This window comes from Blastococcus sp. URHD0036 (assembly GCF_000701365.1).
GTDB lineage: Bacteria > Actinomycetota > Actinomycetes > Mycobacteriales > Geodermatophilaceae > Trujillonella.
The window spans coordinates 379,945-405,044 of record NZ_JNIK01000014.1 but is presented as its reverse complement, the minus strand read 5'-3'; the positions used below and the strand labels follow the sequence as shown (position 1 = coordinate 405,044).

26 protein-coding genes and 3 pseudogenes are annotated in these 25,100 nt (G+C 76.3%); 17 read left to right on the top strand and 12 right to left on the bottom strand.

Annotated features, from left to right (window positions below; genetic code table 11):
* The first annotated feature begins 33 nt into the window (after positions 1–33).
* The 7 genes and pseudogenes from N555_RS25985 (at position 34) to N555_RS0114025 (ending at position 2,441) form a co-directional block, all read left to right on the top strand.
* On the top strand, positions 34–351 hold the full coding sequence (locus tag N555_RS25985; protein WP_231502738.1) for a MaoC/PaaZ C-terminal domain-containing protein: 318 nt from the start codon (positions 34–36) through the stop codon (positions 349–351).
* Positions 348–485, top strand: a complete 138-nt coding sequence (locus tag N555_RS28755) for a hotdog family protein (RefSeq protein WP_231502737.1) — start codon at positions 348–350, stop codon at positions 483–485. The genes N555_RS25985 and N555_RS28755 overlap by 4 nt, the downstream gene beginning before the upstream one ends.
* A 112-nt stretch (positions 486–597) precedes the next feature.
* A pseudogene (locus N555_RS28360) lies at positions 598–801 on the top strand (cold-shock protein); the annotation flags it as partial.
* 129 nt (positions 802–930) lie between these two features.
* Positions 931–1,107: pseudogene (locus N555_RS28750) on the top strand (cold-shock protein); the annotation flags it as partial.
* A 111-nt stretch (positions 1,108–1,218) separates the two neighbouring features.
* Positions 1,219–1,416 (top strand): annotated as a pseudogene (locus N555_RS28745) (cold-shock protein); the annotation flags it as partial.
* A 135-nt stretch (positions 1,417–1,551) separates the two neighbouring features.
* Positions 1,552–1,743: a cold-shock protein gene (locus tag N555_RS28740; RefSeq protein ID WP_231502777.1), complete on the top strand. Its 192-nt coding sequence runs from the start codon at positions 1,552–1,554 to the stop codon at positions 1,741–1,743.
* An 80-nt stretch (positions 1,744–1,823) separates the two neighbouring features.
* Positions 1,824–2,441, top strand: coding sequence for a monooxygenase (locus N555_RS0114025; RefSeq protein WP_231502736.1), 618 nt, complete (start codon positions 1,824–1,826; stop codon positions 2,439–2,441).
* Between the two features lie 71 nt (positions 2,442–2,512).
* On the opposite strand, the gene N555_RS0114020 is transcribed toward N555_RS0114025, so the two are convergent.
* Complete coding sequence (locus N555_RS0114020) at positions 2,513–3,520, bottom strand: Acg family FMN-binding oxidoreductase (RefSeq protein WP_034510439.1); 1,008 nt, start codon at positions 3,518–3,520, stop codon at positions 2,513–2,515.
* A gap of 158 nt (positions 3,521–3,678) precedes the next feature.
* Here N555_RS0114020 and N555_RS0114015 point away from each other — a divergent pair, with 158 nt between their 5' ends.
* Positions 3,679–4,281 carry a TetR family transcriptional regulator gene (locus N555_RS0114015; RefSeq protein ID WP_029432122.1) on the top strand — a complete coding sequence of 201 codons (603 nt, stop codon included), beginning with the start codon at positions 3,679–3,681 and terminating at the stop codon, positions 4,279–4,281.
* 40 nt (positions 4,282–4,321) lie between these two features.
* Complete coding sequence (locus N555_RS0114010) at positions 4,322–6,001, top strand: MDR family MFS transporter (protein ID WP_029432121.1); 1,680 nt, start codon at positions 4,322–4,324, stop codon at positions 5,999–6,001.
* Between the two features lie 53 nt (positions 6,002–6,054).
* Here N555_RS0114010 and N555_RS0114005 read toward each other — a convergent pair whose 3' ends face one another.
* From N555_RS0114005 to N555_RS0113985, 5 genes are all read right to left on the bottom strand, one after another.
* Positions 6,055–6,990: a sensor histidine kinase gene (locus tag N555_RS0114005; RefSeq protein WP_029432120.1), complete on the bottom strand. Its 936-nt coding sequence runs from the start codon at positions 6,988–6,990 to the stop codon at positions 6,055–6,057.
* A gap of 10 nt (positions 6,991–7,000) precedes the next feature.
* Positions 7,001–7,960 (bottom strand): hypothetical protein, encoded by a 960-nt coding sequence (locus N555_RS0114000; protein ID WP_156036357.1) that lies wholly within the window; start codon positions 7,958–7,960, stop codon positions 7,001–7,003.
* A gap of 157 nt (positions 7,961–8,117) precedes the next feature.
* A complete protein-coding gene (locus tag N555_RS0113995) occupies positions 8,118–8,447 on the bottom strand; it encodes a DUF202 domain-containing protein (RefSeq protein ID WP_029432118.1) in 330 nt (109 codons plus the stop codon).
* The gene (locus tag N555_RS0113990; RefSeq protein WP_029432117.1) at positions 8,444–8,803 is read right to left on the bottom strand and encodes a YidH family protein; all 360 of its coding nucleotides are present in this window, start codon (positions 8,801–8,803) and stop codon (positions 8,444–8,446) included. The genes N555_RS0113995 and N555_RS0113990 overlap by 4 nt, the downstream gene beginning before the upstream one ends.
* A complete protein-coding gene (locus tag N555_RS0113985; protein WP_029432116.1) occupies positions 8,800–9,681 on the bottom strand; it encodes an LLM class flavin-dependent oxidoreductase in 882 nt (293 codons plus the stop codon). Before N555_RS0113985 ends, N555_RS0113990 begins: the two co-directional genes overlap by 4 nt.
* 88 nt (positions 9,682–9,769) lie before the next feature.
* On the opposite strand from N555_RS0113985, the gene N555_RS0113980 reads away from it, so the two are divergent.
* The 3 genes from N555_RS0113980 to N555_RS0113970 are packed head-to-tail and all read left to right on the top strand — an operon-like array spanning position 9,770 to position 11,652.
* The gene (locus N555_RS0113980) at positions 9,770–10,252 is read left to right on the top strand and encodes a MarR family winged helix-turn-helix transcriptional regulator (protein WP_029432115.1); all 483 of its coding nucleotides are present in this window, start codon (positions 9,770–9,772) and stop codon (positions 10,250–10,252) included.
* Positions 10,249–10,692: a DUF5313 family protein gene (locus N555_RS0113975; protein WP_029432114.1), complete on the top strand. Its 444-nt coding sequence runs from the start codon at positions 10,249–10,251 to the stop codon at positions 10,690–10,692. The genes N555_RS0113980 and N555_RS0113975 overlap by 4 nt, the downstream gene beginning before the upstream one ends.
* Positions 10,693–10,728: 36 nt before the next feature.
* Positions 10,729–11,652, top strand: coding sequence for an aldose 1-epimerase family protein (locus tag N555_RS0113970; RefSeq protein ID WP_029432113.1), 924 nt, complete (start codon positions 10,729–10,731; stop codon positions 11,650–11,652).
* Here the strand turns inward: N555_RS0113970 and N555_RS0113965 are convergent.
* Positions 11,612–13,042: a xylulokinase gene (locus N555_RS0113965; protein WP_029432112.1), complete on the bottom strand. Its 1,431-nt coding sequence runs from the start codon at positions 13,040–13,042 to the stop codon at positions 11,612–11,614. The two genes, N555_RS0113970 and N555_RS0113965, sit on opposite strands and share 41 nt — an antisense overlap.
* 4 nt (positions 13,043–13,046) lie before the next feature.
* Positions 13,047–14,237, bottom strand: a complete 1,191-nt coding sequence (xylA, locus tag N555_RS0113960; protein ID WP_029432111.1) for a xylose isomerase — start codon at positions 14,235–14,237, stop codon at positions 13,047–13,049.
* A 73-nt stretch (positions 14,238–14,310) separates the two neighbouring features.
* Here xylA and N555_RS0113955 point away from each other — a divergent pair, with 73 nt between their 5' ends.
* A complete protein-coding gene (locus N555_RS0113955; protein ID WP_029432110.1) occupies positions 14,311–15,513 on the top strand; it encodes an ROK family transcriptional regulator in 1,203 nt (400 codons plus the stop codon).
* A 71-nt stretch (positions 15,514–15,584) separates the two neighbouring features.
* On the top strand, positions 15,585–16,634 hold the full coding sequence (locus N555_RS0113950; protein WP_034510435.1) for a LacI family DNA-binding transcriptional regulator: 1,050 nt from the start codon (positions 15,585–15,587) through the stop codon (positions 16,632–16,634).
* Positions 16,635–16,638: 4 nt separating this feature from the next.
* Here the strand turns inward: N555_RS0113950 and larC are convergent, their stop codons facing one another.
* Genes larC through N555_RS0113930 form a run of 4 tightly spaced genes read right to left on the bottom strand, consistent with a single transcriptional unit; the run spans position 16,639 to position 20,640 of the window.
* The gene (larC, locus tag N555_RS0113945; protein WP_034510433.1) at positions 16,639–17,832 is read right to left on the bottom strand and encodes a nickel pincer cofactor biosynthesis protein LarC; all 1,194 of its coding nucleotides are present in this window, start codon (positions 17,830–17,832) and stop codon (positions 16,639–16,641) included.
* Positions 17,829–18,524, bottom strand: a complete 696-nt coding sequence (larB, locus tag N555_RS0113940; RefSeq protein ID WP_029432107.1) for a nickel pincer cofactor biosynthesis protein LarB — start codon at positions 18,522–18,524, stop codon at positions 17,829–17,831. The genes larC and larB overlap by 4 nt, the downstream gene beginning before the upstream one ends.
* A complete protein-coding gene (locus tag N555_RS0113935; protein ID WP_051684060.1) occupies positions 18,521–19,345 on the bottom strand; it encodes an ATP-dependent sacrificial sulfur transferase LarE in 825 nt (274 codons plus the stop codon). The genes larB and N555_RS0113935 overlap by 4 nt, the downstream gene beginning before the upstream one ends.
* Complete coding sequence (locus N555_RS0113930; RefSeq protein WP_029432105.1) at positions 19,342–20,640, bottom strand: lactate racemase domain-containing protein; 1,299 nt, start codon at positions 20,638–20,640, stop codon at positions 19,342–19,344. The genes N555_RS0113935 and N555_RS0113930 overlap by 4 nt, the downstream gene beginning before the upstream one ends.
* A gap of 131 nt (positions 20,641–20,771) precedes the next feature.
* Between N555_RS0113930 and uxaC the strand changes: the two genes are divergently transcribed.
* From uxaC to N555_RS0113915, 3 genes are read left to right on the top strand one after another with little or no spacing between them, the layout of a single operon-like run.
* Positions 20,772–22,184 (top strand): glucuronate isomerase, encoded by a 1,413-nt coding sequence (gene uxaC / locus N555_RS0113925; RefSeq protein WP_034510612.1) that lies wholly within the window; start codon positions 20,772–20,774, stop codon positions 22,182–22,184.
* Positions 22,181–23,545 (top strand): mannitol dehydrogenase family protein, encoded by a 1,365-nt coding sequence (locus N555_RS0113920; protein ID WP_029432103.1) that lies wholly within the window; start codon positions 22,181–22,183, stop codon positions 23,543–23,545. Before uxaC ends, N555_RS0113920 begins: the two co-directional genes overlap by 4 nt.
* On the top strand, positions 23,542–25,083 hold the full coding sequence (locus N555_RS0113915) for a gluconokinase (protein WP_197029016.1): 1,542 nt from the start codon (positions 23,542–23,544) through the stop codon (positions 25,081–25,083). The genes N555_RS0113920 and N555_RS0113915 overlap by 4 nt, the downstream gene beginning before the upstream one ends.
* Positions 25,084–25,100: the final 17 nt, after the last annotated feature.

Below are 25,100 nucleotides of genomic sequence, written 5' to 3'. Positions count from 1 at the left end.
CCCCAGTCTGGCCGCCGGGCTAGCGTCGGCTCCGTGGCGGAGCGCTGGTTCGAGGACTACCCGGTGGGCGCGACGGGCGAGTACGGCCCTGTCTCCCTGACCGAGGACGACGTCGTCGACTTCGGGCGCCGGTTCGACCCGCAGCCGTTCCACGTCGACGCCGAGGCCGCGGCGGCCGGGCCGTTCGGCGGCCTGATCGCCAGCGGCTGGCACACCTGCGCGCTGATGATGCGGCTGCTGGCCACCGAGTACCTGTCGCCGGTGTCCAGCCTGGGCTCGCCGGGGTGGACGAACTGCGCTGGCTGGCGCCGGTGCGGCCCGGCGACGAGCTCACGCTGCGGACGACCGTGACCGAGGCCCGCCTCTCCCGGTCCAAGCCCGACCGCGGGCTGGTGCGCACCCGCGTCGAGCTGCTCGGCGCCGGGGGGACCGCGGTGCTGTCGATGGTCGCCATGAACCTCGTACGGACCCGTCCGGCCGGCTGATCCGGGCCCGGCGTCGACGGAGTTGCACCCACCTGGCACCGTCGTCACCGGGGAGACCCGGCAGCGACCGGGGTATGGACCCCGCACGGACGTCTGAGAGCAGGAGCGCAGGATGCCGCACGGCACGGTCACGTGGTTCAACGCCGAGAAGGGCTTCGGGTTCATCGCCCCCGAGGACGGTGGGGACGACGTGTTCGTCCACTTCTCCGCGATCGAGGAGTCGGGCGGGTTCCGCAGCCTCGACGAGGGCGAGCGGGTCGAGTACGAGGCCAGCCAGGGTCAGCGCGGCATGCAGGCCGACCGCGTGCGCTCGCTCGGCGGCGGCGGTGGCGGCCGCGTCGGGGGCGTCGGCGGCGGAGGCCGGCCGCCGGCGGGTCGTGACGACCGCGGGAGCCGCGACGACCGGAGCGCCGGCCGGAGCTCCGGCGGTCGCTCGCAGGGCACCGTGGCGCGGTTCAACGCCGAGAAGGGCTTCGGGTTCATCGAGCCCGACGACGGCGGCGACGACGTGTTCGTGCACTACTCGGCCATCGACGAGGCCGGCTACCGCGAGCTGCAGGAGGGCCAGCGGGTCGAGTTCGACGCCGTCCGCGGGCAGCGCGGGATGCAGGCCGAGGGCGTGCGCGTCGTCGGTGGCGGCGGTGGCGGTGGCTCGCGCGGCGGGCGTCCCGAGCGGGGCGGCGCCGACCGCGGTGGGCAGCGCGGCGGCTACGGCGGTGGAGGCGGTGGCCGGGTGCAGGGCACCGTGTCGCGCTTCGACGCCGACAAGGGCTTCGGCTTCATCGCCCCCGACGACGGCGGCGACGACGTCTTCGTGCACTTCTCCGCGATCGACGACTCCGGGTTCCGCTCGCTCGACGAGGGTGCGCGGGTGGAGTACGAGCCGGTCCGCGGCCAGCGCGGCATGCAGGCCGACGGCGTGCGGGTGGTCGGCGGCGGCGGGGGCGGCGCCCGCGGTGGGCGACCGGAGCGCGGCGGACGGGACGAGCGACCGGCCCGCGGTGGGCGCGACGAGCGGCCGGCGCGCCGAAGCGGCGGGGGCGGCGGCAACCGCGGCCAGGGCACGGTGAACTGGTTCAACGCCGAGAAGGGCTTCGGCTTCATCACCCCCGACGACGGCGGCGACGACGTCTTCGTGCACTTCTCCGCGATCCCCGACCGCGGCGGCTATCGCGAGTTGCAGGAGGGCCAGCGGGTGGAGTTCGAGGCCAGCCGCGGTCAGCGCGGCATGCAGGCCGACTCGGTCGACCCGCTCTGACACCTGTGCCCGGTGCCCCGCTCGTGACCCTGCACTTCTGGGGGGTCTCCGGGCGGGGCATCGCGCGCGCGGTGGGGCGCATGGCGACCGACCGCGGCCGGATCCGGCGCACCCCCGGCCTGCGGTTCGCCAAGCTGCTCGGCACCGGCAGCGGGCGCACCTTCACGGTGCGCGACGCCGACCCGCGGCGGTGGGGCCTGCTGGCGGTGTGGGACGACGAGGCGGCGGCCACCCGGGCGGCTCCCGTGACCGACGGCTGGCGCGCCTTCGCCGACGAGGAGTGGTCGGCACACCTGCGCCCCCTGGCCGCGCGCGGTCTCTGGTCGCGCCAGGAGCCCTTCGGCCGTCCCGACCCCACCCGGTGGGACGGCCCGGTCGCCGCCGTCACCCGGGCCCGGCTGGTCACCCGCAAGGCGGTCCGCTTCTGGTCGGCCGTCCCTCCGGTCTCCGCCGACCTGCACCGCTCCCACGGCCTCCGCATGGCGCTGGGCATCGGCGAGGCCCCCCTGGGGCTGCAGGGGACGTTCAGCGTCTGGGAGTCGGGCGCGGCGCTCAACGCCTTCGCCTACGACCGGGCGCCGCACGCCGCCGTCGTGGCCCGGACGGCGTCCGAGGGCTGGTACGCCGAGGAGCTGTTCGCCCGCCTCGCCGTCCTCTCCACCGCCGGGCAGCTCGACGGGAGAGACCCACTCGCCTGACCTCTGATGGCCCCGTCCAGAGGCTCGCGCCGAGCTCGCGAGGCGTGAGGGGGACGGGGTCCTTCCGCCGCTCAGCCGCTGAAGGTGAGGACCTCCGCCACGGGACGGCGGTTGGTCGACGGCGTGCGGTCGGTGCCGGGGTAGCCCAGCCGCAGCAGCATCTGCGGGTGCCCGATCAGCGACAGGCGGCTGCGCAGCTGGGTCCGGGTGGCCGGCCAGTCCAGCGCCTGGGTGAGCGGCGAGGCGGCGAGCCCGGCGGCGGTGGCCCGCAGGAGCACCTGGCCCAGCGCCCGTCCGGCCGTGAGCCAGGCCATCGCGTCGTCGTTGTCGGTGCCCAGCAGGACCACCGCCGGCCGCTCGACCTCCGGTGGCGGGGCGTCCGGGTCGGCCGGGTTGTGGAAGGGGGGCCGGTCCGCGGGGCGGGAGCCGACGACGAAGTCGCGGACCAGCCAGTTGGAGGGGCGGGCCGCCGGGTCCTGCTCCGGCACCGCGCCGACCGGGATGCCGTCGACCGCGGCCGGGTCGGTGCGCAGCCACTGCTGCAGCTCGGCGAGGTACTCCGGCTCGCCCTGCTCCAACTCCTCGGCCCGCGAGACGAGGAACGCCGTGGCGACCTCCTCGTCGGACCCGCTGACCGGCTTCAGCCACACCGAGAAGGTCGCCGCGGCCCGCTGCAGGTCGTCGACCACCTCGGCCGGCACCGCCTCCGGGCGGAACGGTGCCCGCTCGGTGTGCCGCTTCGCGATCGCCGCTCCCAGGACCCGGTCCTCCTCGGCGGGCTCGCCGGTGCCGGTCACCGTCAGGGTCGCCAGCAGGTCGCCGTCGGCCGGGTCGGGCAGGAGCTCGACCGCCACCTCGGCGCCGTCGGCCCGCAGCGCCACGAGCGCGAACTCCACCGCCACGCCGCAGCTGATCACCCGCTGCCGCCCGCTGCGGTCCAGGGTGTGCAGCGCCCGCGACGGATCCGTGCGCACGTCGAGGCGGTCCCCGGCCGCGGCGAACGACCACGGCTGCGTGTTGTGGATCGACGGCGCGCGCGTGGCGGCCTCCACCACGTGGCTCCACTGTTCCCGGTCCACCGGCCACCTCCCGTCCGGGCCCCGAGCGGGGCGCGTCGCTGCCGGGTCCCTGCCTACTCCATCACCCACGTCGGCACGGCGGCGCCTCCCCCGGACCGAGACGCGACTCACTCTTGCGGTTGCTGCAAACTTGCAGTCTCTGCAGCTATCTTCGTCCGGTGACCTCCGGCCTGCGCGAGCGCAAGAAGCTCGCCACCCGTTTCGCGCTGCACCAGGCGGCGCTGCAGCTGGTGGCCGAGCGCGGGCTGGACGGCGTCTCGGTCGACGACATCGCCGCCCGCGCGGACGTGTCGCCCCGCACGTTCTTCAACTACTTCCCCGCGAAGGACGACGCGGTCCTCGGCTTCGACACCACCAGCACCCCCGACCTCGCCGAGCGGTTCGCGGCCCGGCCGGCCGGGGAGTCCACGCTGGCGGCGCTGCGGGCGGTCCAGGTCGAGCAGGCCACCGAGATCGCCGCCGAGCCCGAGGGCCTCTGGCCCCTGCGGCTGACCGTCATCGAGGCGGAGCCGGTGCTCATCGCCCGGCTGCACGCCGTCTTCGGTGCGGCGGAGCGGGACCTGGCCGCGGCCATCGCCACCCGCACGGGCACCGACGCCGGCGTCGACGCCCACCCCGCGCTGCTGGCCGGCGTCTCCGGCGTCGCCATGCGCACGGCGCTGCACCGCTGGCTCGCCACCGACTTCACGCGGTCGCTGCCGGACCTGGTCGGCGAGGCCTGGGACGCCCTCGCCGCCGGCCTGTCCGACCCGCGCGCCTGACCTCCCGCACCCGCTCCCACCCCGCTCCCCGAGGAGAACCATGCACGCCCCGCCCGCTCCCACCGCGGCACCGATCGTCCTCACCCGGCGGCGGATCAACCTGATCTTCGGCGCCCTGCTCGCCGGCATGCTCATGGCCGCCCTGGACCAGACGATCGTCGCGACGGCGATGCCGACCATCGTCGGTGACCTCGGCGGCGTCTCGCACATGGCCTGGATGACCACGGCCTACCTGCTCGCCACCACCCTGGTGATGCCGCTCTACGGCAAGTTCGGCGACCTGTTCGGCCGGCGCACGCTCTTCCTCGTCGCCATCGGCCTGTTCACCGTCGCGAGCCTCGGGGCCGCGCTCTCCCCCGACTTCACCTGGCTGGTGATCTGGCGCGGTGTCCAGGGCCTGGGCGGCGGCGGGATGATGATCCTGGCGCAGGCGATCATCGCCGACATCGTCCCGGCGCGTGAGCGCGCGAAGTACATGGGCCCGATCGGCGCGCTGTTCGGCCTGTCGGCCGTGGCCGGACCGCTGGTCGGCGGCTTCTTCACCGACTCGGAGCTGTTCGGGTGGCAGTGGTGCTTCTGGGTCAACGTCCCGGTCGGCCTCGCCGCCTTCGCCATCGGCTGGTTCGCGCTGACCCTGCCGCGCAAGCGCAGCACGACCCCGCTGGACTGGGCGGGCATCGTCACGCTGTCGGCGACCACGACCTCGCTGGTGCTGTTCACCGACTTCGGCGGCAGCGAGGGCTGGGGGGCGGCGCAGACCCTGCTCATGCTCGCCGCCTTCGTCGTCTCGGCGATCCTGTTCGTGGCCGTCGAGCTGCGGGCTCCCGAGCCGATCATCCCGATGAGCCTCTTCCGCAACCCGACCTTCGTCGTCGCGACGGCGCTCGGGCTGGCCGTCGGCCTCGGCATGTTCTCCGCCATCGCCTTCATGCCGACGTACCTGCAGATGAGCTCCGGGCTGTCGGCGGCCAACTCCGGTCTGCTCATGCTGCCGATGACCCTCGGCATCATCATCACGATCCAGGGGTCGGCCGGCTTCATCATGCGCACCGGCCGGTACAAGGTCTTCACCGTCGCCGGCGTCGCGGTCATCCTCGCCGCGCTGGTCTGGATGACGACGCTGTCCGGGGCCACCTCGCTGTGGACCGTCGGCGCGATGTTCTTCCTGCTCGGCGCCGGCCTCGGGCTGATCATGCAGAACGTCGTCCTCGCGGCTCAGAACGCCGTGCCCGCGGCGCAGATCGGCACCGCCACCTCGACGAACAACTACTTCCGCGAGGTGGGCGCCACCCTCGGCGTCGCCGTCTTCGGCACGCTGTTCACCAGCCGGCTGGCCGACAACCTCGCCGATGCGCTGGCCGGCAACGGGCAGCAGGCGGTCGAGGCGGGCATCACCTCGGCCGACTCGCTCACCCCGGCGGCGGTGCAGGCGGCCGGCGACCCGCTGAAGGCCGCGATCGTCGACGCCTACGCGAACTCGCTGGCGCCGGTGTTCTGGTACCTCGTGCCGATCCTGGCCGTGGCGCTCGTCCTCGCCCTGTTCCTCCGCGAGGTCCCGCTGTCGGACACGGCCGGCATGGTCGCCCGCGGCGAGGCCGTCTACGGCGACGAGGACCTGCCGGCCGCGCAGCCGGTCGCCGCGGTCGCGCCCGACGGGACCGAGGTCGTCGTCGTCCCGGCGGAGGCCGGCAGCGGGAGCACTGACTCCCTGCGCGTCTGACCCGACCCGGAGGAGATCCGTCGGCGTGACGCCGACGGATCTCCTCCGGTCGCTCAGGGGCCGAAGTAGAGGCGGACGGCGGTGCCCGACGGGCCGGTGACCACGGCGGCGTCCTCGGCCAGGCTCCACGCCAGCCACATGCCGTGCGGGCCGTCGCCGGAGTCGGGCGGGACGTACCCCAGGGTCTCGTCGCGCAGCCCGGGTCCGGTGTCGGACACCTCGACGACGAACAGGTCACCCTCGGTCCAGGTGGTCACCTCGGCGTAGGCGGCGACCGTCAGCGCGTTGAGGACCAGTTCGTGCGCGGCGAGGACGACGTCGCCCACGCGGGTCCGCCGGTCGGCGGGCACCGCGGCGCACAGCAGCCGGCGCGCCGCCCACGGCGAGGTGATCACCGTGGTCGCCGCGTCCGCCGGTCGCGCCGTCCACGCCGGCTGCGCGGAGCGCAGGAAGCGGACCGGGCCCTCGTAGGCGGCGGCCGGGACCGGCGCACCGTCGGCCCACGTCAGCGGGTGGGTGCGCGCCACCGCCTCCAGGACGTCGGCAGGCAGCCGGCGCCGGTCGTGCAGGCAGAGGCTGTAGTACGGCATGTCGTCGTAGCAGCGGTTGGCGACCGCCTCGAAGCGGCTCCACTCCCGGCCCTCGTCGTCGGCCAGCCACACCGGCTCCGCGGCCAGCCGCCAGTGGGGCACCGACGCGCGGAGGGCCCGCAGGTCCCGGTCGTAGGCCTGCAGCGTCCGGTGGCCGCCGCGCCACCAGGTCTCGGCGGGCGCGAAGACCTGCAGCCGGGCGAGGTCGGCGCCCAGGTGCGCGGCGAGCAGGCTGCGCACGCGGTCACCGGCGACGACGAGCACCGGTTCGTCGCGGGAGAAGCCCTCCAGGACGAACGGCACCACCCGGTGCACGAGCTCGTGATCGGTGCCGAAGACGAAACCCTCGTGGGCCAGCCGGGTGCCGTCCCAGCTCCCGGTCGGACGGACCAGCGTCACCCCCGCGACGCTACCCCGCGCCGGGACGGTGAGGGAGGGCCGGCGGACGGAGCGGTTCCGCCGGGCCGTCCGCGCCGGCGTACCGACCCACCGACACGTCGACCGGTACGTGCAGCGCCGCCCACCAGCCGTACCCGCCGGCGCCGACCACCGAGACGAGCACGGCGACGTAGGCCCACACCCACGGGTCGGCCGCGTCGAGTTCCGACCGGTACCGGACGAGCACCACCAGCTCCAGTGCCCCGAACACCGTGTACGTCACGGCCGACACCAGGAGGTCGTCCATGTCCCGCTGGCCGATCGCGAGCGCGGCGGCGACCCCGAAGGCGATCAGCCAGGCACCGATCACCATGGCGCTGAGCGGGGTGATCTCCCAGGGCCAGAAGCCGGCGACGCTCATCACCATGTGGTGGACCGTCAACCCGCTGAGTACCAGGACCGCACCCGCCGCGAGCATGACCGCGCCCTGGACGGCCAGCACCGCGACCAGCACCGCGGGCATGGGCCGGCGCCCCTCGGACAGCCAGGTCCGGCGGTCGTCCTGCCGGAGGACGACCACGATCCCGACCACTGGGACGACGAGGTAGACCGCCAACCACAGCCAGGCGGCGAACCGGGCGAGCGCGCCGCCGTCGGTGAGGTGCAGGCGGTGCGTGTGGATCAGCGAGGCGGTGAGGACCAGCGTCGCGTAGACGGTCACCGTGAGCACCGGCGTCCGGATGCTGCTCCACCGCTCCTGCCGGAGGGACAGCAGCGACAGCACCAGGCCGGCCGCGAACCCGGCGCCGAGGAAGGCAGCGGTCAGCTCCGAGCCGATGCTCCAGGCGAAGTCCTCCCGGGCCCGGCCCGGGAAGCCGAGGAGGGAGACGACCGCGAGCAGGGTGAAGACCGCGAAGGCGGACAGCAGCCACCGCGTGCCGGCCAGCACCCGCTCACCGGGGTCCGGCCCCTCGGGAGTGGGGAGATCCATCGCTGCACCGCCGCCCTCGCTCGGGAGGGTCCGGACGATCCGTCACCGCAGCCGCCACCGGCCGGGCCCACGCGCCCCGAGGCTCCTCCTCGGCCGCGAGACGGACAAGAGGCTCCGGGCACCCGCCGGGCCGGGCGGCGGGGCGAGGTCCGCGGTCTCAGCCGCCGAGCAGCACGTAGCCGCAGGCCAGGACCCCGAGCATCGCGGCGAGACCGGCCAGCAGCGCGGCCGGCCGGCCCGGTCCGGGGACGTCCGCGGGGGCTTCCCCCGCCAGCACCCGCGCCGTGGAGCGGTACCGCTGCCGCGCCGTCCGGAACAGCAGCGCGGCGAGCAGACCGCCGACGCCCGCGACCACCCAGGCCCAGGGTCCCGAGGAAGGAGCGACCAGGCGCGCGGCGACCACCGCTCCGGCAGCGATGCCCAGTGCCGTCCGCCGCCAGGCCAGCGAGGTGCGCTCGGCCTGCGCACCGGGCGGCGCCTCGGTCACGCGGCCAGCAGGGCGACGAGGACGAGGACCGCCGCGGCCGCGGCCCCCAGCGCGACGACCGGGCCGAGCAGGGACGACGGCAGCGGCCGCCGCAGCCGCAACGCCCGCTCCACCGCCGCCCACCGCACCCAGGCAAGGGCGGGCGTGAGCGCCCCGAGGCCCACGAGGACGAGCGCCGCCGCCCGGCGCAGGCCGGGCTGCACGTCGAGATCGAGCGCCTCGAGCGCGACGCCGCCGGCGGCCAGCGCGAGACCGGTGCGGATCCAGGCGAGGAAGGTGCGCTCGTTCGCCAGGCTGGCGCGCGCGTCCGGCTCCTCGCCGACGCCGTACACCCGGCGCGGGAAGCGGCCGGTCACGCGAGCCCGTGGGCGGCCAGCAGGGTCGGCAGCGCCTCGACGGGGATGCCCCGGCCGTCGTCGGGCCGCGGCCAGTGGACGGCGATCTCGTCGATGCCGGCGTCGGCCAGCCGGCCCAGGGTGTCGGCGTACCGCTCGGCGCTCTCGAACGGCCAGACCACCTCCAGCCCGACGAGCACCACCCGCCGCAGCGCCGCGGGCTCCCGGCCCTCCTCGGCCAGGGCATCGGTCAGCCGCCCGCTCTGGTCGGCGACCGCGGTCAGCCACTCCTCCGCCGGGACGTCGGCGCCGAACGGGCCGTAGGTCACCCAGCCCGAGCCGTACCGGGCGGCCAGGCGCAGCGCCTTCGGGCCGGTCGCGGCCACCGTGAACGGCACGCGGGGCTGCTGCACGCAGCCTGGCATCTGGCCGGCCTCCACCGCCGAGTACCGCTCCCCGTGCACGGTGGTCACCGGCTGCCGCAGCAGCGTGTCGAGCAGCGACAGCCACTCGGCGAACCGGTCGCTGCGTTCCGCGCGCGTCAGGGACTCACCCAGCACCAGGGCGTCCAGGCCCTCGGTGCCCACCCCGACGCCGAGCTCGAGCCGGCCGCCGGTGAGCTGGTCGAGGGTCATCAGCTCCTTGGCGAACGGGACCGGGTGCCGGAAGTTCGGCGAGGCGATCAGCGTGCCCAGCCGCACCCGGCCGGTGACCCCGGCGGCCGCGGCGAGCAGCGGGACGGCGCCGTACCAGGGGTTGTCCCGCAGCAGCGGCCAGCGCAGGTGGTCGTAGGTCCAGACCGTGCCGACACCCGCCGCCTCGGCGGCCCGCACGTCGTCCAGGAACGTGGACACCGGGTGGCGGTCGGGCAGGACGACGGCGGAGAGGTCGAGGGTCACCGCAGGAGTATCGACGGCCCGGCCGACAGGACGGAGATCACGGTCGCGGAAACAGTTGGGGCACCAACGGTTGGCGTACCATCGAGCCATGACCACCGCAGCCGGGGCCGACGTCCTCGACGACCCCCTCGCTCTCGAACGGCAGGTCTGCTTCGCGCTCTCCGTGGCCGCGCGGACCGTCGTGTCGGTCTACCGGCCGTGGCTGGAGCCGATGGGGCTCACCCACCCGCAGTACCTGGTCATGCTGGCGCTGTGGCAGCACGGCCCGCTCGCCCTGAAGGACCTCAGCCGCATGCTGCAGCTCGATCCGGGCACGCTCTCCCCGCTGGTCAAGCGGCTCGAGGCGGCCGGCTACGTCCGCCGCGACCGCGACGCCCGCGACGAGCGGAACCTGGCCATCGCCCTCACCGATCCCGGCCGGGCGCTGCGCGAGCGCGCCGAGCGGATCCCCGAGGGCATCGTGGCCTCCCTGGGTCTGCCGGTGGCCGACCTGGTGGCGCTGCAGCAGGCACTGACCCGCGTCAACGCCGCCGCGCAGGTGGCCCTCGCGCGGGCGGGAGGAGCGGCATGAGCAGCCCGGTCACCGACTCGTCGCCGGTCCGGCCGAACCCGCTGCGCTGGGTGCTCTACGCGCTGGGCGCCGGCCTGCCCGCGCGGCACCGCAGCTGGGTGCTGCACGACGTCACCACCGGCACCTGGGTGCTGCGGCACGCCGGCCGGACGATGGTGCAGCTCGCCGTCCCCGTGCTGCTGATCGTGGCCCTCGTCCCCGGGTCGCTGGGCCTGCGGCTGGGCATGTCGCTGATCGGCGTCATCCTCGGGCTGGCGTTCTCGCTGGCCTACATGACCGAGACCGTGGAGAACCGGGTCGCGAAGGCCGGCTACCCGGTGGGCAGCGCCCAGGCCGGCCGCGACCGCCGCTCCGCCGAGCGCGAGGTGCTCGCCGCGCTTCGCCGCCGCGACGCGGCCGCGAAGCGGGCCGCCCGCTACCGGGCCCGGCAGGGCCGCTGAGGGAGGATCGCCGGGTCCCCACCCCGAGGAGTCCGCGTGGCCGTCAGCCCGACCGGTGAGCAGTACGTCCTGCGCAGCGGGGACGACGAGGTCACCGTCGTGGAGGTCGGCGCCGGACTCCGGTCCTACCGGCACGGGGAACGCGAGCTGCTCGACGGCTACGACGCGGCCGAGATCCCCCGCTACAGCCGCGGCGAGGTGCTCGCCCCCTGGCCCAACCGGATCGCCGACGGGCGCTGGACCTGGGACGGCGCCGAGCACCAGCTGGCCCTGACCGAGCCCGACCGGGCCACGGCCATCCACGGCCTCGTGAACCACGTGCCCTGGACCGTCCTCGACCGCGCGTCCGACCGCCTGGAGCTCGGGTACCTGCTGTACCCGCAGCCGGGCTACCCCTTCCCGCTCCGGCTGCGCATCCGCCACGAGCTGACCGCGCACGGCCTGCGGGTGACGACGACGGCGACCAACGAGGGCGACGTCCCGCTGCCCTACGGCGAGGGCCACCACCCCTACCTCGCCGCCGGGCCGGGGCTGCACGTCGACGACTGCACCCTGGTCGCCCCGGCAGCGACCCGGCTGACGACCGACGAGCGGCTGATCCCGACCGGACGGGTGCCGGTGGCCGGCACACCCGCCGACCTCCGGGCCGGACGGCGGATCGGGGACCTCCGGCTCGACGACTGCTTCACCGACCTCGAGCGGGACGCCGACGGCCGCGCGGTCGTGCGGCTCACCCGCCCCGACGGCACCGGCGCCGGCCTCTGGATGGACGGGTCCTTCGGCTACCTGCAGCTGTTCACCGGGGACTCGATCCCGGGCGAGGACTCCCGCCGCGGCCTGGCGGTCGAGCCCATGACGTGCCCGCCCGGCGCCTTCGCCACCGGCGAGGCCGTGCAGCGGCTGGCCCCGGGCGGGTCGGTCACCGCGAGCTGGGGTCTGTTCCCGATCGGCCGAGGGTGAGGTCGCGGGCCTCGGCGTAGCGGGCGCGGACGCCGGGCTGCGGATCGGCCTCGTGCACCTCGGTGCCCGGGAGCGGCCAGTCCGGCGGGCCGTCCCCGCCGGCGAGCACCCAGGCGGCCTGCCGCGCCGCGCCGTCGGCGACGTACTCGCCCGGCGGGGGCACGAGGACCGGCACCCCGAGGACGGCGGGGGCGAGCGCGCGCACCGCCGACGACCGCGCGGCACCGCCCACGAGGAAGACCCGGCGGACCGGCGTGCCACCGGCGGCGACGGCGTCCAGCCCGTCGGCCAGGCCACAGAGCATCCCCTCGACCGCGGCGCGGGCGAGGTAGGAGGGCTCCGCGGTGGTCAGCGTGAGGCCGTGCAGCGCGCCGGTGGACGTCGGCCGGTCCGGCGTGCGCTCACCCTCCAGGTAGGGCACCACGACCAGCCCGCCGGAGCCCGGCGGCGCCGACTGCGCCAGCCGGGAGAGCCGGCTGTGGTCGACGCCCAGCAGGCGGGCGGTGGCGTCCAGCACGCGGGCGGCGTTGAGGGTGGCGACCAGCGGCAGGAAGTTGCCGGTGGCATCGGCGAACCCGGCCACCGTGCCGGACGGGTCGGCGACCGGAGCCGTGGACACCATCGACACCACGCCGGACGTCCCGATCGAGACGACGACGTCGCCGGGGCGCGCGGCCAGCGCGAGCGCGGCGGCGGCGTTGTCGCCCGTGCCCGGCCCGAGCACCGCGCCCGCGGGCATGGTCCCGGCCGCCTCGGCGGGACCCAGGACCCGCGGGACGACGGGCGTGCTCCCCAGTGCGCGCTGGAGCAGGTCGGGGCGGTACTCCCCCGTCGCCGCCGACCAGTAGCCGGTGCCGCTGGCGTCGCCACGGTCGGTGACGAGGGCGTCCAGGTGCCCGGAGCCCGCCAGCCGCCACGTCAGGTAGTCGTGCGGCAGGCAGACGGCGGCGGTCCGCCCGGCGTTCGCCGGCTCGTGCTCGGCCAGCCAGCGCAGCTTCGTCACGGTGAACGACGCGACCGGGACCAGCCCGACCGCCTCCGCCCACGCCCGCCGGCCGGCGTCGCCGCCACCGAGCTCCTCGATCAGGTCGGTCGCCGCGCCGGCGGAGCGGGTGTCGTTCCAGAGCAGCGCGGGCCGCACCACCTCGCCGTCGGCGTCCAGGCACACCATCCCGTGCTGCTGCCCGCCGACGGCGACGGCGGCGACGTCGTCCAGCCCGCCGGCCCGCTCGACCGCGACGTCCAGCGCCGCCGCCCACGCCGCGGGGTCGACCTCGGTGCCCTCCGGGTGCGGCGCCCGGCCCTCCCGGACCAGGCGGCCGCTGCCCGCGTCCCGGACGACGACCTTGCAGGCCTGGGTCGACGTGTCGATCCCCGCGACGAGCGTCATCGGATCAGCGGGCGCCGAGGGCGTGCTCGACCGCCAGCTGCGAGAGCCGGACGGCACCGAACCCGCGCGCGGCCGCCGCCTCGACGTCGAAGTCCTCGAACGCCGACCGGTCGGCCAGGAGGTCCTCGTACGTCTCGCCCGCGGCCAGCGTCGGCTGCCCCAGCTCGGGCACGCGCGCCGCGGCCAGGGCCTCGGCCACCTCGGGGTCGGCGCGGAAGGCGGCTGCGCGCTCCTTGAGCAGCAGGTAGGTGCGCATGTTGGCCGCGGCCGAGTGCCAGACGCCGTCCATGTCCTCGGTGCGCAGCGGCTTGTAGTCGAAGTGCCGCGGCCCCTCGTAGCGCGGGCCGCCGGAGGGGAAGCCGTTCTCCAGCAGGTCGACGGTGGCGAACGCCGACAGCAGGTCGCCGTGGCCGAAGACCAGGTCCTGGTCGAACTTCGGGCCGTGCTGGCCGTTCAGGTCGAGGTGGAAGAGCTTGCCCTGCCACAGCGCCTGGGCGATGCCGTGCGTGTAGTTGAGGTTGGCCATCTGCTCGTGCCCGACCTCGGGGTTCAGCCCCACCATGTCGGCGTGCTCGAGGGTGGAGATGAAGCCCAGCGCGTGGCCGATCGTGGGCAGGAAGATGTCGCCGCGCGGCTCGTTGGGCTTGGGTTCCAGCGCCAGGCGCAGGCCGTAGCCGCGGTCGATCGAGTACTGGGCCAGGGTGTCGATGCCCTCGCGGTAGCGGTCGAGTGCGGCGCCGAGGTCCTTGGCGACGTCGACCTCGGCGCCCTCGCGGCCGCCCCACAGCACGTAGGTCTCCGCGCCCAGCTCCGCGGCGAGGTCCATGTTCCGCATGACCTTGCGCATCGCGTAGCGGCGGACGTCGCGGTCGTTGGCGGTGAGCGCGCCCTCCTTGAACACCGGGTGGGTGAACAGGTTGGTGGTCACCATCGGCACGACCAGGCCGGTCTCCTCGAGGGCGGCGCGGAACCGCTGGATCGCCTTGTCGCGGTCCGACGAGTCGCTGCCGAACGGGATCAGGTCGTCGTCGTGGAAGGTCACGCCGTAGGCGCCCATGCCGGCCAGCCGGTGCACCGTCTCGACCGGGTCGACCGGCTCGCGCGTGGCGTCACCGAAGGGGTCGCGGGCCTGCCAGCCGACGGTCCAGAGACCGAACGTGAACTTGTCCTCGCGGGTGGGCTGCGGCGCGCTCATGACGGGTCCCCTTCGGGTGATGCGGTTTTGTTTGACCATAGGACAAAGTGGTCGGCGCCACTAGTCTCGACCTGTGGCGGACGGCGAGGCGGCGCAGCAGGGCGCGCGCCAGTCGACGCTGCGCGCCAGCAACCTCGGGCTCGTCCTCCGCACCGTGTGCGCCGCCGACCGGCCGCCGTCGCGCGCCGACGTCGCCGCCCGCACGGGCATGACCCGGGCCACCGCGGCCCGGCTCGTCGACGCCCTCGTCGCCGGCGGGCTCCTCGCCGAGGGCGAGCGCGACCCGCTGCCACGCCGGGGACGGCCGGGCACCCCGCTGCTGGCGGGCGGGCGGGTGGCCGCGCTCGGCCTGCAGGTCGACGCCGGCCTGCTCGCCGCCCGCGTGCTGGACCTGCGCGGCCGGGTGCTCGCCGAGCGGCTCGAGGACGGCGACTGGGTGGGCAGCGAGCCCGGCCCGACGCTGGAGCGGCTCGGCCGGCTGGCCGCCACGGTCCTGGCCGGCGTGCCCGCCGGGGTGCGCCTGGCCGGCGCCGGCCTCGCGCTGCCGGGGATCGTCGACGCCGGCCGGGGGGTCCTGCTCCGGGCGCCGAACCTGGGCTGGCACGACGTCGCCCCGGCCGCCGTCCTGGCGCCGTCCCTGCCCGCCGGCCTGCACCCGCTGCTCGGCAACGAGGCCGACCTCGCCGCGCGCACCGTCGCGGAGACCGCGCCCGGTCGCGCGGGCCCGCACCGGGACTTCCTCTACGTCTCCGGCCAGATCGGCGTCGGCGGCGCGGTCGTGCTCGACGGGCAGGTGATGCGCGGCAGCGCCGGCTGGGCGGGCGAGGTCGGGCACGTCTGCGTCGACCCGGCCGGGCCGGCCTGCCGGTGCGGCTCGACCGGGTGCCTGGAGCAGTACGCCGGCCGGCACGCCCTGCTGGCGGCCGCCGGGCTGCCGCGCGACGCGTCCCCGGAGGTGCTGCTCGACAACGCGGCCGCCGGCGACCCCCGGGCGGGAGCGGCGCTCGACGGCGCACGGCGGGCGCTGGCCATCGCGCTGGCCGGCGTGCTCAACGTCCTCGACATCCCGACGGTGGTGCTGGGCGGGCACCTCGGCCGCCTCGCCGCCGTCCTGCGGCCCGGGCTGGAGGACGACCTGGCCGTGCGGGTGCTCTCGGCGCGCTGGCGCCGGCCGCGGATCGAGGCCGCCGGGGCCGACGCCGCACCCGCCGCCACCGGCGCCGCCCTGCACACCCTCGCCGGTGTGCTCGCCGACCCGGTCGGCTGGCTGGACTGACCGGCCCGGCGCGCTCCCCCGCGCGGGGGAGGAAGGCCCGGTCGGACGGCCGCTCCGCCTAGCATCTCGGCATGGCCGACGGAGAGCGCGAGCGCCCGTCGGTCACCATCTACGACGTCGCCCGGGTGGCCGAGGTCGCGCCGTCGACGGTCTCCCGCGCGTTCTCCCGTCCCGGCCGGGTGAACTCCGAGACCGCGGCCCGGATCCGCAAGGTGGCCGACGAGCTCGGCTACCGGACCAGCCCGCTGGCCCGCGCGGTGTCGTCCTCACGGACGCGGCTCATGGCCCTGGTGGTCTCCGACGTCGCGAACCCCTTCTATGCCGAGGTCATCCACGGCGCGCAGGCGGCGGCGACGGCGGCCGGCTACACGCTGCTGCTGATCGACGCGCAGGAGTCCGAGCGCCTGGAGCGGGCGACGCTGGACCGCGCCCTCCCCTCGGTCGACGGGGTGCTGCTGGCCGGCACCCGCCTGTCGGACTCGGCCATCCGCATGCTGTCCAAGCAGAAGCCGGTGATCGTGCTGAACCGGACGATCGTCGACGTCCCCTCGGTGGTGCCCGACAACGCCCGAGGGATCCGGCTGGCCGTCGAGCACCTCGCCGACCTCGGGCACCGGTCGATCACCTACCTCTCCGGTCCCGAGGCCTCCTGGGCCGACGGCGCCCGGTGGCGGGCGGTGCTGGAGGCGACGGCGGCCCTGTCGCTGCGGGCACGCCGCGCCGGGCCCTTCCCGCCGGACCTCGCCGGTGGGGTCCGCGCGGCCGAGGACTTCGGCGACCGCTATCCGTCGGCCGTCATCGCCTACAACGACCAGCTGGCCATCGGTCTCGTCCGCGGGCTGACCGCCCGCGGCGTCCGGGTGCCGCGCGACGTCAGCGTGGTCGGCTTCGACAACATCCCGGTCGCGGACCTGATCACGCCCGGCCTCACGACCGTCGCGGCTCCGCTCTACACCGAGGGCGCGACCGCCACCCGCCACCTGCTGACCCTCGTCGCCAGCGGGCAGCGGGGCACGAGCCTGTCCGCCGTCCTGCCGGTGAAGCTCGTCGTCCGCGGCTCGACCGCGCGGCGCGGCCGGCGGCGCAGCGTGCCCGCACCGGCGGCGGCACCCGAGGCCTGACCCGCTAGCCGTCGCCCGCCGGGTCCAGCCCCGCCGCCAGGCCCTGCGCCTGGGCCAGCACCTGCTTGACCGGCCGGTCCAGCGCCGCGGCCGCGCGGACGACGTCCTCCCACTCCGGCATGGCGTTGAGCACCCGGCCGTCGGCGGCGAGGCCCAGCTTCACCGCGATCGGCTGCCCGTCCAGGTCCACGGTGCGGAAGGCCCGGGCCAGCGCGTACCGGCGGGTGGGCGTCTCCCGGACCCCCAGCGTGGGGGTCTCGGCGAAGAGGACGGCGCGCACCGCGTCGGTGGCCGCGGGCTCGGTCAGCGCCGTGACGAGGTGAGCCGGGCGCCCCTTCTTCATCAGCACCGGCGTCAGCCAGGCGTCCCGCGAACCGGCGGCCAGCAGCGCGGCGAGGACGCCCGGCCAGGCCCGCGGGTCGAGGTCGTCGACGGTGGCCTCGACGAGCAGCAGTTCCTCGGCACCGGTCGACGGAGCGGCGGACTCCCCCACCACCAGCCGGACCGCGTTGGGCCGGTGCGCCGGGTCGCGCCCGCCGGCGCCGACGCCGGTCCGGCCGACCCGCACCGCCGGCATCGCGCCCCAGCCGTCGGCCAGGGTGGTCGCCAGGGCCACTCCCGTCGGGGTGGCCAGCTCCTGGTCGTCGGGTCCCCCGTGCGCCGGCGCCCCGGTGGCGGCCAGCAGCGCGAGGACGGCCGGCCCCGGCACGGGGATGCGGCCGTGCGCGGTGTCGGCGGAGCCGCCGCCGAGCGCGATCGGCGAGACGACGAGGCGGTCGAGGCCCAGTTCGGCGAACCCGGCGCAGACGCCCACCACGTCGGCGATCGCGTCGAGCGCACCCACCTCGTGGAAGTGCACCTCCTCCGGCCGTACGCCGTGCACGTGCGCCTCGGCCCGGGCCAGGGCCTCGAAGACGGCCGCCGAGGAGGAGCGCAGCGGTTCGGGCAGCCGGTCCAGCAGCAGCCGGACGTCGGCCCAGGTGCGGTGCGGCTGGCCGGCCTCGGGTGCGTCGACGTGCACGTGGACCGCACGCAGCCCGCCCCGGCGGACCTCCTCCGCGCGCAGAGTCACCGGCACGTCGAGCGGGGCGAGCGCTGCGCGGAGGTCGTCGAGTGCGACGCCGGCGTCGACGAGCGCGCCGAGGAGCATGTCGCCGGAGACGCCGTTGGATAGGTCCAGCCAGCCGATCCGGCTCACGCGTTGCTCTCCCGGGCCGCGGCCAGGCCCCGGGCGATCCGCGCGGCGGCCACGCCCGCGCCGAACCCGTTGTCGATGTTGCAGACGACGACGCCGGGCGCGCAGGAGTTCAGCATCCCGAGCAGGGCGGACAGACCGGAGAAGCTGGCGCCGTAGCCGACGCTGGTGGGCACGGCGATCACCGGCGTGCCGACCAGCCCCCCGACGACGCTGGGCAGCGCGCCCTCCATGCCGGCCACGACCACCACCGCGTCGGCGCCGGCGAGCACCGGCCGGGCGGCGAGCACCCGGTGCAGGCCGGCGACGCCGACGTCGGTCACCCGGACGACACCGGCACCGGAGGCACGCAGCGTGAGGGCCGCCTCCGCGGCGACCGGCTCGTCGGAGGTGCCGGCGGTGACCACGGCGACGGTGCCACGCGGCTCGGGCAGCTCGCCCACCGCGACCGTCGTCCGGTCGACCGTGGCGCCGGGCCAGCGACCGCGGAGGGCCGCCACGGTCTCCGGCGTCGCCCGCGTGACCAGAGCGGGGCGGCCGGGCGCGGTCTCGCGGAGCGTGGCGACGACGGCCAGCACCTCCTCGGTGGTCTTGCCCGCGCCGTACACGACCTCGGGGTCACCGGTCCGCTCCAGGCGGTCGGTGTCGACCCGCGCGAAGCCCAGGTCGACGTACCCGGGGTCGGGGTCGCTCATCGGCCGACCGGGGTCAGCTCGAAGGCGCGGCCCGGGCGGTAGGCCTCCCCGTCCAGCGCCGCGTCCCGGACGCCGGGGTCGACGGCGCGCATCGCCGCCAGGACGGCGGCCACCACCGCGTCGTCCACCAGGGACCGGTCGGCGTCGCGCACCTCGATCCGCACCTCGTCGTCGCGCAGCCGGCAGCGTACGACGCGGATCCCGGTGAGCCGGGTGACCAGCTCCTCCCCCACCTCGACCGCCCGCAGCCGGAGCGGGGTGACCGGCGTGCCGGTGTACAGGCGGCTGGCCAGGCAGGGGGCGGCCGGCAGGTCGGCGCAGTCGAGGCCGAGGGAGGCGGCGACCGCGCGGATGCCGGCCTTGCCGATGCCGGCCTCGACGTAGGGGTGGCGCACGCCCCGCTCGGCGGCCGCGCGCAGGCCCGGCCGGTACTCGCCCAGGTCGTCGGTGTTGGCGCCGGAGAGGAGGACGTGGGTGCCGCCGACGCGGTCGACCAGCTCGCCCATGGCGTCGTAGAGGTGGGACTTGCAGACGTAGCAGCGGTCGCGCGGGTTGGCGAGGTACCGCGGGTCGTCGAACTCGCCGGAGCGGACCGTGCGCAGCGTCCACCCCTCGCGGGCAGCCGCCTCGAGCACCCGGGCGGTGGCGGCGGCCGGGACCGCCGGGGTCACGCTGTGCACGACGACCGTGCCGGCCGGGTCCGCGCGGTGCGCGACCGTCGCCAGCAGCAGGCTGTCCACCCCGCCGCTGCAGGCCACCGCCCGCAGCGGCACCTCCGCCAGCCGCTCCCGCAGCCGCCGAAGCTCCGCGTCCGCCGTCACGGGCGGGCCAGCCGGAACAGGACCTCGCCGGCCTCGGGCACCAGCAGGGTGTCCGCGTCGGCTGCGGCCGCGGTGAGGTCGACCTCGGCCGGGTCGAGGTACTCCAGGTTCGCCGCGCGGACGACGTCCTCGGGGATGCCGGTGGCGAGCGTGACCCGCACCCGCGGCTGCTCGACCCCGGTGGCGGCGTCGTAGGTGCCGGCGCCGCGCAGGTGGGTGGAGTGCGCGAGCACGCCCCAGTGCAGGTGGGAGAAGCGGTCCCACTGCTGCACGAAGTAGTCGCGGCAGTGGTAGCCGATCTCCTCGATCTCGGGGTGCATCGCGGAGATCTGCGTGATGTGCGGGGCGTAGACCACGACCTCGCCGCCGTCGGCGACGACCGGCTCGACCTTGTAGAAGCCCTTCGCCGCGGTCCACATGTCGTCGTACTTCTCCGGGACCACCGACACCACCCGGCGGACCGGGGCGTCGAGGTACCGGACGTGGGTCTGCGCGGAGACGTCGGCGGCCGCGGCCCACGCGCCCTGCGGCTCGCCGAAGGCCACCGAGTGCAGGGCGCCGCTGCCGGACTGGGCGACGACGCAGACGGCGAGCCGCTGGGCGGGCACCAGCGCGGCGGCCTCGTCGATGAGCGCCCGGACCGGGGTGGTGCCCCGGGTGCCGATGATGTCGGCGCTGCTGATGAGCGCGCCCAGCCAGTGCGAGAGGTCGATGATCTCCTGGCCGGCGACGCCCGGGAAGAAGTACTTGTTGCCGCCGGAGAAGCCGACCACCTCGTGCGGGAACACCGGACCGAGGACCAGCGCGACGTCGTGCTCGACGACGGCGCGGTTGAGCCGCACGTCGACGCTCTCGGCCAGCCGGCCCTCCGACAGCTCCGCGACCCGCTCGGCCGGGATGGTCCCGAGCGAGACGAAGGTGTCCGGGTCGGCCCACTCGTGGTTGAGCACGGTGGTGCCGGGATAGCGGGCGGCGAGGTCCCCGGCCGGGTAGCCGAGGTGGCGGGCCAGCTGCGCCTCCGACATCGCCGCGTGGGTGCCGAGCGCGATCAGCACGGTCAGCCGGCTGACCCGCCCGACCAGCGCGCCGTGCACCGCCGACAGCAGCAGCGGCAGCGGGCAGCTGCGGGTGGCGTCCGGGACGACGACGCAGACGCTGCGCCCGTCGAGGTCCTGGCCGGCCAGGCACTCGGCGAGGAAGTCGGTCACCCGGTCGTCGGGCAGGACGTCGCCCGCGCCGCCGAGCGTGGTGACGGAGGCGGCCGTGCGGAACCGGGGCGAGGACACCTGCGTCATGGCCGCACCATGCGCTGCCGGCGCAGCGGGGGCAACCGTCGGCGCCGTTCACCGGCGACGGCCGGGAGGGCGGGCGGCAACTCGTGGCAACCCGTTCCGGGGGACGTGTCCTGATCCACAGCATGGTCGGCATGTCCGCTCCCGCCGCGCTCGACCGGCACCCGGACCGCCTGCTGCCGGCCGACCCCGGTGTCCGGGCGATCGCCCGCCGGCTCTACGACGCGGTACGCGGACTGCCGATCCTGTCGCCGCACGGGCACGTCGACCCCCGGATGCTCGCCGACGACGTCCCGTTCGCCGACCCGGCGGGTCTGTTCGTGACGCCGGACCACTACGTCACCCGCCTGCTGCACGCCAGCGGGGTGTCGCTGGCCGACCTCGGCGTCGGGCAGGGGCCGCTGCCGGAGGCGGAGTCCCGGCAGGTGTGGCGCCGGCTCTGCACGCACTGGTCGGTGCTGGCCGGCACCCCGACGCGCTACTGGCTGGAGTCCGAGCTCGCCGAGGTGTTCGACATCGCGGTGCGCCCGTCGGCCGCCACGGCCGACACCATCTACGACCAGGTCGCCGAGCGGCTGACCAAGGACGCCTACCGGCCGCGGGCGCTGTTCGAGCGCTTCGGCATCGAGGTCCTGGCCACCACCGACGACCCGTGCGACGACCTGTCCGCGCACGCCGAGCTCGCCGCCGACCCCGCGTTCCCCGGGCGGGTGATCCCCACCTTCCGGCCCGACCGGTACCTGGAGGCAGCCGCCCCCGGCTGGGCCGACGCGGTGGCGCGGCTGGGCGAGGTGAGCGGCGTCGACACCGGCAGCTGGGCCGGCTGGGTCGAGGCCATGGAGAGCCGCCGGGCGCACTTCCGGGCGCACGGCGCGACCTCGGCCGACCACAGCCACGAGGACGTCGGCACCGAACCCCTCGCGGACCCCGACCGCGTCTACCGCGCCGCCCTGGCGGGGACGGCGTCGGCGGCCGAGCGGGTGGCGCTGCGCCGGCACATGCTGCTGGAGATGGCCCGGATGTCGTGCGACGACGGGCTGGTCATGACGCTGCACCCCGGCGTCCGGCGCAACCACCACCGGCCGACCTTCGAGGCGCACGGCCCCGACACCGGCCACGACATCCCGCTGCGGGTCGAGTACACCGACGCGCTGCGCCCGCTGCTCGAGCGCTTCGGCACGCACCCCTCGCTGCACCTGGTGCTGTTCACCCTCGACGAGACCGTCTTCTCCCGCGAGCTCGGCCCGCTGGCCGGCTTCTACCCCGCCGTGTACGTCGGGGCGCCGTGGTGGTTCCTCGACGCCCCGGACGCCGTGCGCCGCTTCCGCGGGGCGGTGACCGAGTCCGCCGGCTTCCGCCGCACCTCGGGGTTCATCGACGACACCCGGGCGTTCTGCTCCATCCCGGCCCGGCACGACATGTCCCGGCGCCTGGACAGCGGCTACCTGGCCCGCCTCGTCGCCGAGCACGTCCTCGGCGAGGACGAGGCCGGCGAGATCGCCGTCGACCTCGTCGACCGCCGGCCGCGCGAGGTCTTCAAGCTGTGACCGCCCGTCCGCTGCGCCGCGGGCCCGGCGCGGCGGCACCGGTGCGCGCCGTCCACCTCGGGCTGGGCAGCTTCTTCCGCGCCCACCAGGCCTGGTACACCGACCGCGCCGGCTCCCGGGACGGCGAGGACTGGGGCATCGCGGCCTTCACCGGCCGGCGCCCCGACCTCGCCGACGCGCTGACCGCCCAGGACGGGCTGTACACGCTGGTCACCCGCGCTCCCGACGGCGACCGGTTCGACGTCGTCCGCTCGGTCGTCCGGGCGCACGCCGCGGCCGACACCGGCGCCTGGCTGGACCTGCTCGCCGACCCCGCGGTCCGGGTGGTCACGACCACGGTCACCGAGGCCGGCTACGCCCGCCGGCCCGACGGGGCCCTGGACACCGGCGCCCCGCAGGTGGCCCGGGACCTCGCCGCGCTGCGGGCCGACCCCCGCGCCGCCGTCGGGTCGGTGCCGGCCCGGCTCGTGGCCGGCCTGCTCGCCCGCCGGGCCACCGACGCCGGTCCGCTGACCCTCGTGCCCTGCGACAACCTCCCCGACAACGGCGCCGCGCTCGCCGGGGTCGTCCGGGAGTTCGCCGCGGCGGTCGACCCGACGCTGCCGGACTGGATCGGCGCGCACGTCGCCACGGCCACGACGATGGTCGACCGGATCACCCCCGAGCCCACTCCCGAGGACGTCGCGACCGTGCGGGCCGCCACCGGCACCGACGACCGCGCGCCGGTGGTCACCGAGCCGTTCAGCGAGTGGGTCGTCGCCGGGGCGTTCCCCGGCGGCCGGCCGGCCTGGGAGCGGGCCGGCGCCGTCCTGACCGACGACGTCACCCCGTTCGAGCAGCGCAAGCTGTGGCTGCTCAACGGCGGGCACTCCCTGCTCGCCTACGTCGGCGGGCTGCGCGGCTGCACGTCCGTGGCCGAGGCCGTCGCCGACGAGCACTGCGCCGCCCTCCTGCGGCAGTGGTGGGCGGTCTGCATCCCGTACCTCTCCGTGCCCCGGGACGAGGCCGAGCGCTACTGCGCGGCCCTGCTGGAGCGGTTCGCCAACCCCCGGATGCGGCACGCGCTCGCCCAGATCGCCACCGACGGCTCGCAGAAGCTCCCCGTCCGGCTGCTGCCGGTGCTCCGCCTCGAACGGGCCGCCGGCCGGCTCCCGGCGCCGGTCGTCGCCGTCCTCGGCGCGTGGGTCGCCCACCTGAGCGGCAGCGGGCTGCCGGTCCGCGACGTGCGGGCCGAGGAGCTCCGGCACCTCACCGGGGACGTCGCCCGGGCGCTCGCCGCCCTCGACCCGGCGCTGGCCGACGACGCCGAGCTGGTGGGCGCCGTCCGCGCGGAGACCGCCGGGCTGCTGGGCCGCCGGTGAGCGGGCTGCCGGTGGGTGCGCCGGGAGGTCCGCCGCCCGGGGACGTCGTCATCGGGCTCGACGTCGGCACCACGGCGGCCAAGGCCGTCGCCTTCTCCCCCGGTTCGGCCTGGCGGGCCACCGCGCTGCGCGAGTACCCGCTCTCCGAGCCCCGGCCGGGCTGGCAGGTGCAGGACCCCGACGCGGTGGTGGCCGCCACGCTCGAGGCGCTGCGGGAGTGCGTGACCGCCACCGCGGGTGCGCCGGTCACGGCGGTCTCCGTCGGCACCGCGATGCACGGCCTGCTCGCGCTCGACCGGGACTCCCGGCCGGTCAGCCCGCTGCTGACCTGGGCGGACTCCCGGGCGACCGGGCAGGCGCGGTGGCTGCGCGAGTCGGGGCTGGCCCCGGAGCTGCACCGGGTGACCGGGACGCCGGTGCACCCGATGTCGCCGCTGACCAAGCTGATGTGGTTCGCCGCCTCCGACGAGGCCACCTGCGCCCGGGCCCGGTGGTGGGTCGGGCTCAAGGAGTACGTGCTGCTGGCCCTCACCGACTTCCTCGTCACCGAGCTCTCCTCGGCGTCGGGCACCGGGATGCTCGATCTGGTCGCGGGCGACTGGTACCCCGGGGCGCTGGAGGTCGCCGGGGTCGACCGGGGCCAGTTGCCCGACGTGCTGCCGACGACGGCCATCCTCAGCTCCTCCCCCGCCCTGACCGCGCGCACCGGGCTGCGCGCCGGGACGCCGGTCGTGGCCGGTGCCGCCGACGGACCGCTGGGCAACCTCGGCACCGGTGCCATGGAGCGCGGCACCGCGGGGCTCAACCTCGGCACCAGCGGCGCGGTCCGGACCGTCGTCGACCGGCCGGCGACCGATCCCGCCGGCCGGCTGTTCTGCTACGCCCTCACCGCCGACCACTGGGTGGTCGGCGGGGCGATCAGCAACGGCGCGCACGTCGTCCGGTGGGCGGCCGACGCCCTGGCCCCGGACCTGGCGGACGGCGGCGCCGACGAGGCGCTGCTGGCCCTCGCCGGGAGCGTGCCCCCGGGCAGCGACGGGCTGGTCATGGTCCCGTACCTGGTCGCCGAGCGGGCACCGCTGTGGGACCCCGACATCCCCGGCGCCTTCCTGGGGCTGCGCCGGGCGCACACCCGGGCACACCTGGTCCGGGCCGCGGTCGAGGGCGTGGCCGCCCAACTGGCCTCGGTGGTCGACGTCCTCGACACCGTCGCCCCGGTGAGCACGGTGCGGGCCACCGGCGGGGCCTTCCGGTCGCCGCTGTGGCGGACGTCCGTCGCCGCCGCCCTGGGCCGGCCGGTCCGCGTGGGGTCCGACGCCGAGGGCGGTGCGCTCGGCGCGGCGGCGCTCGCCCTCTACGCCCTCGGCCACACCACCCGGCTGGAGGACGCACCCGGCGTGCTGCTGCCGGAGGCCGGGGAGCCGCCGCTCGTCGTCCCCTCGGCCGAGGAGATCGAGGCCGCCGCCCGGCTGCGGCCCCGGCTCCCCGCGCTCCTGGAGGCCCTGGGCCGGCTGACGGCGGGGGCCGGCGCCCGCTGACGCGAGCGCCGGCCGGC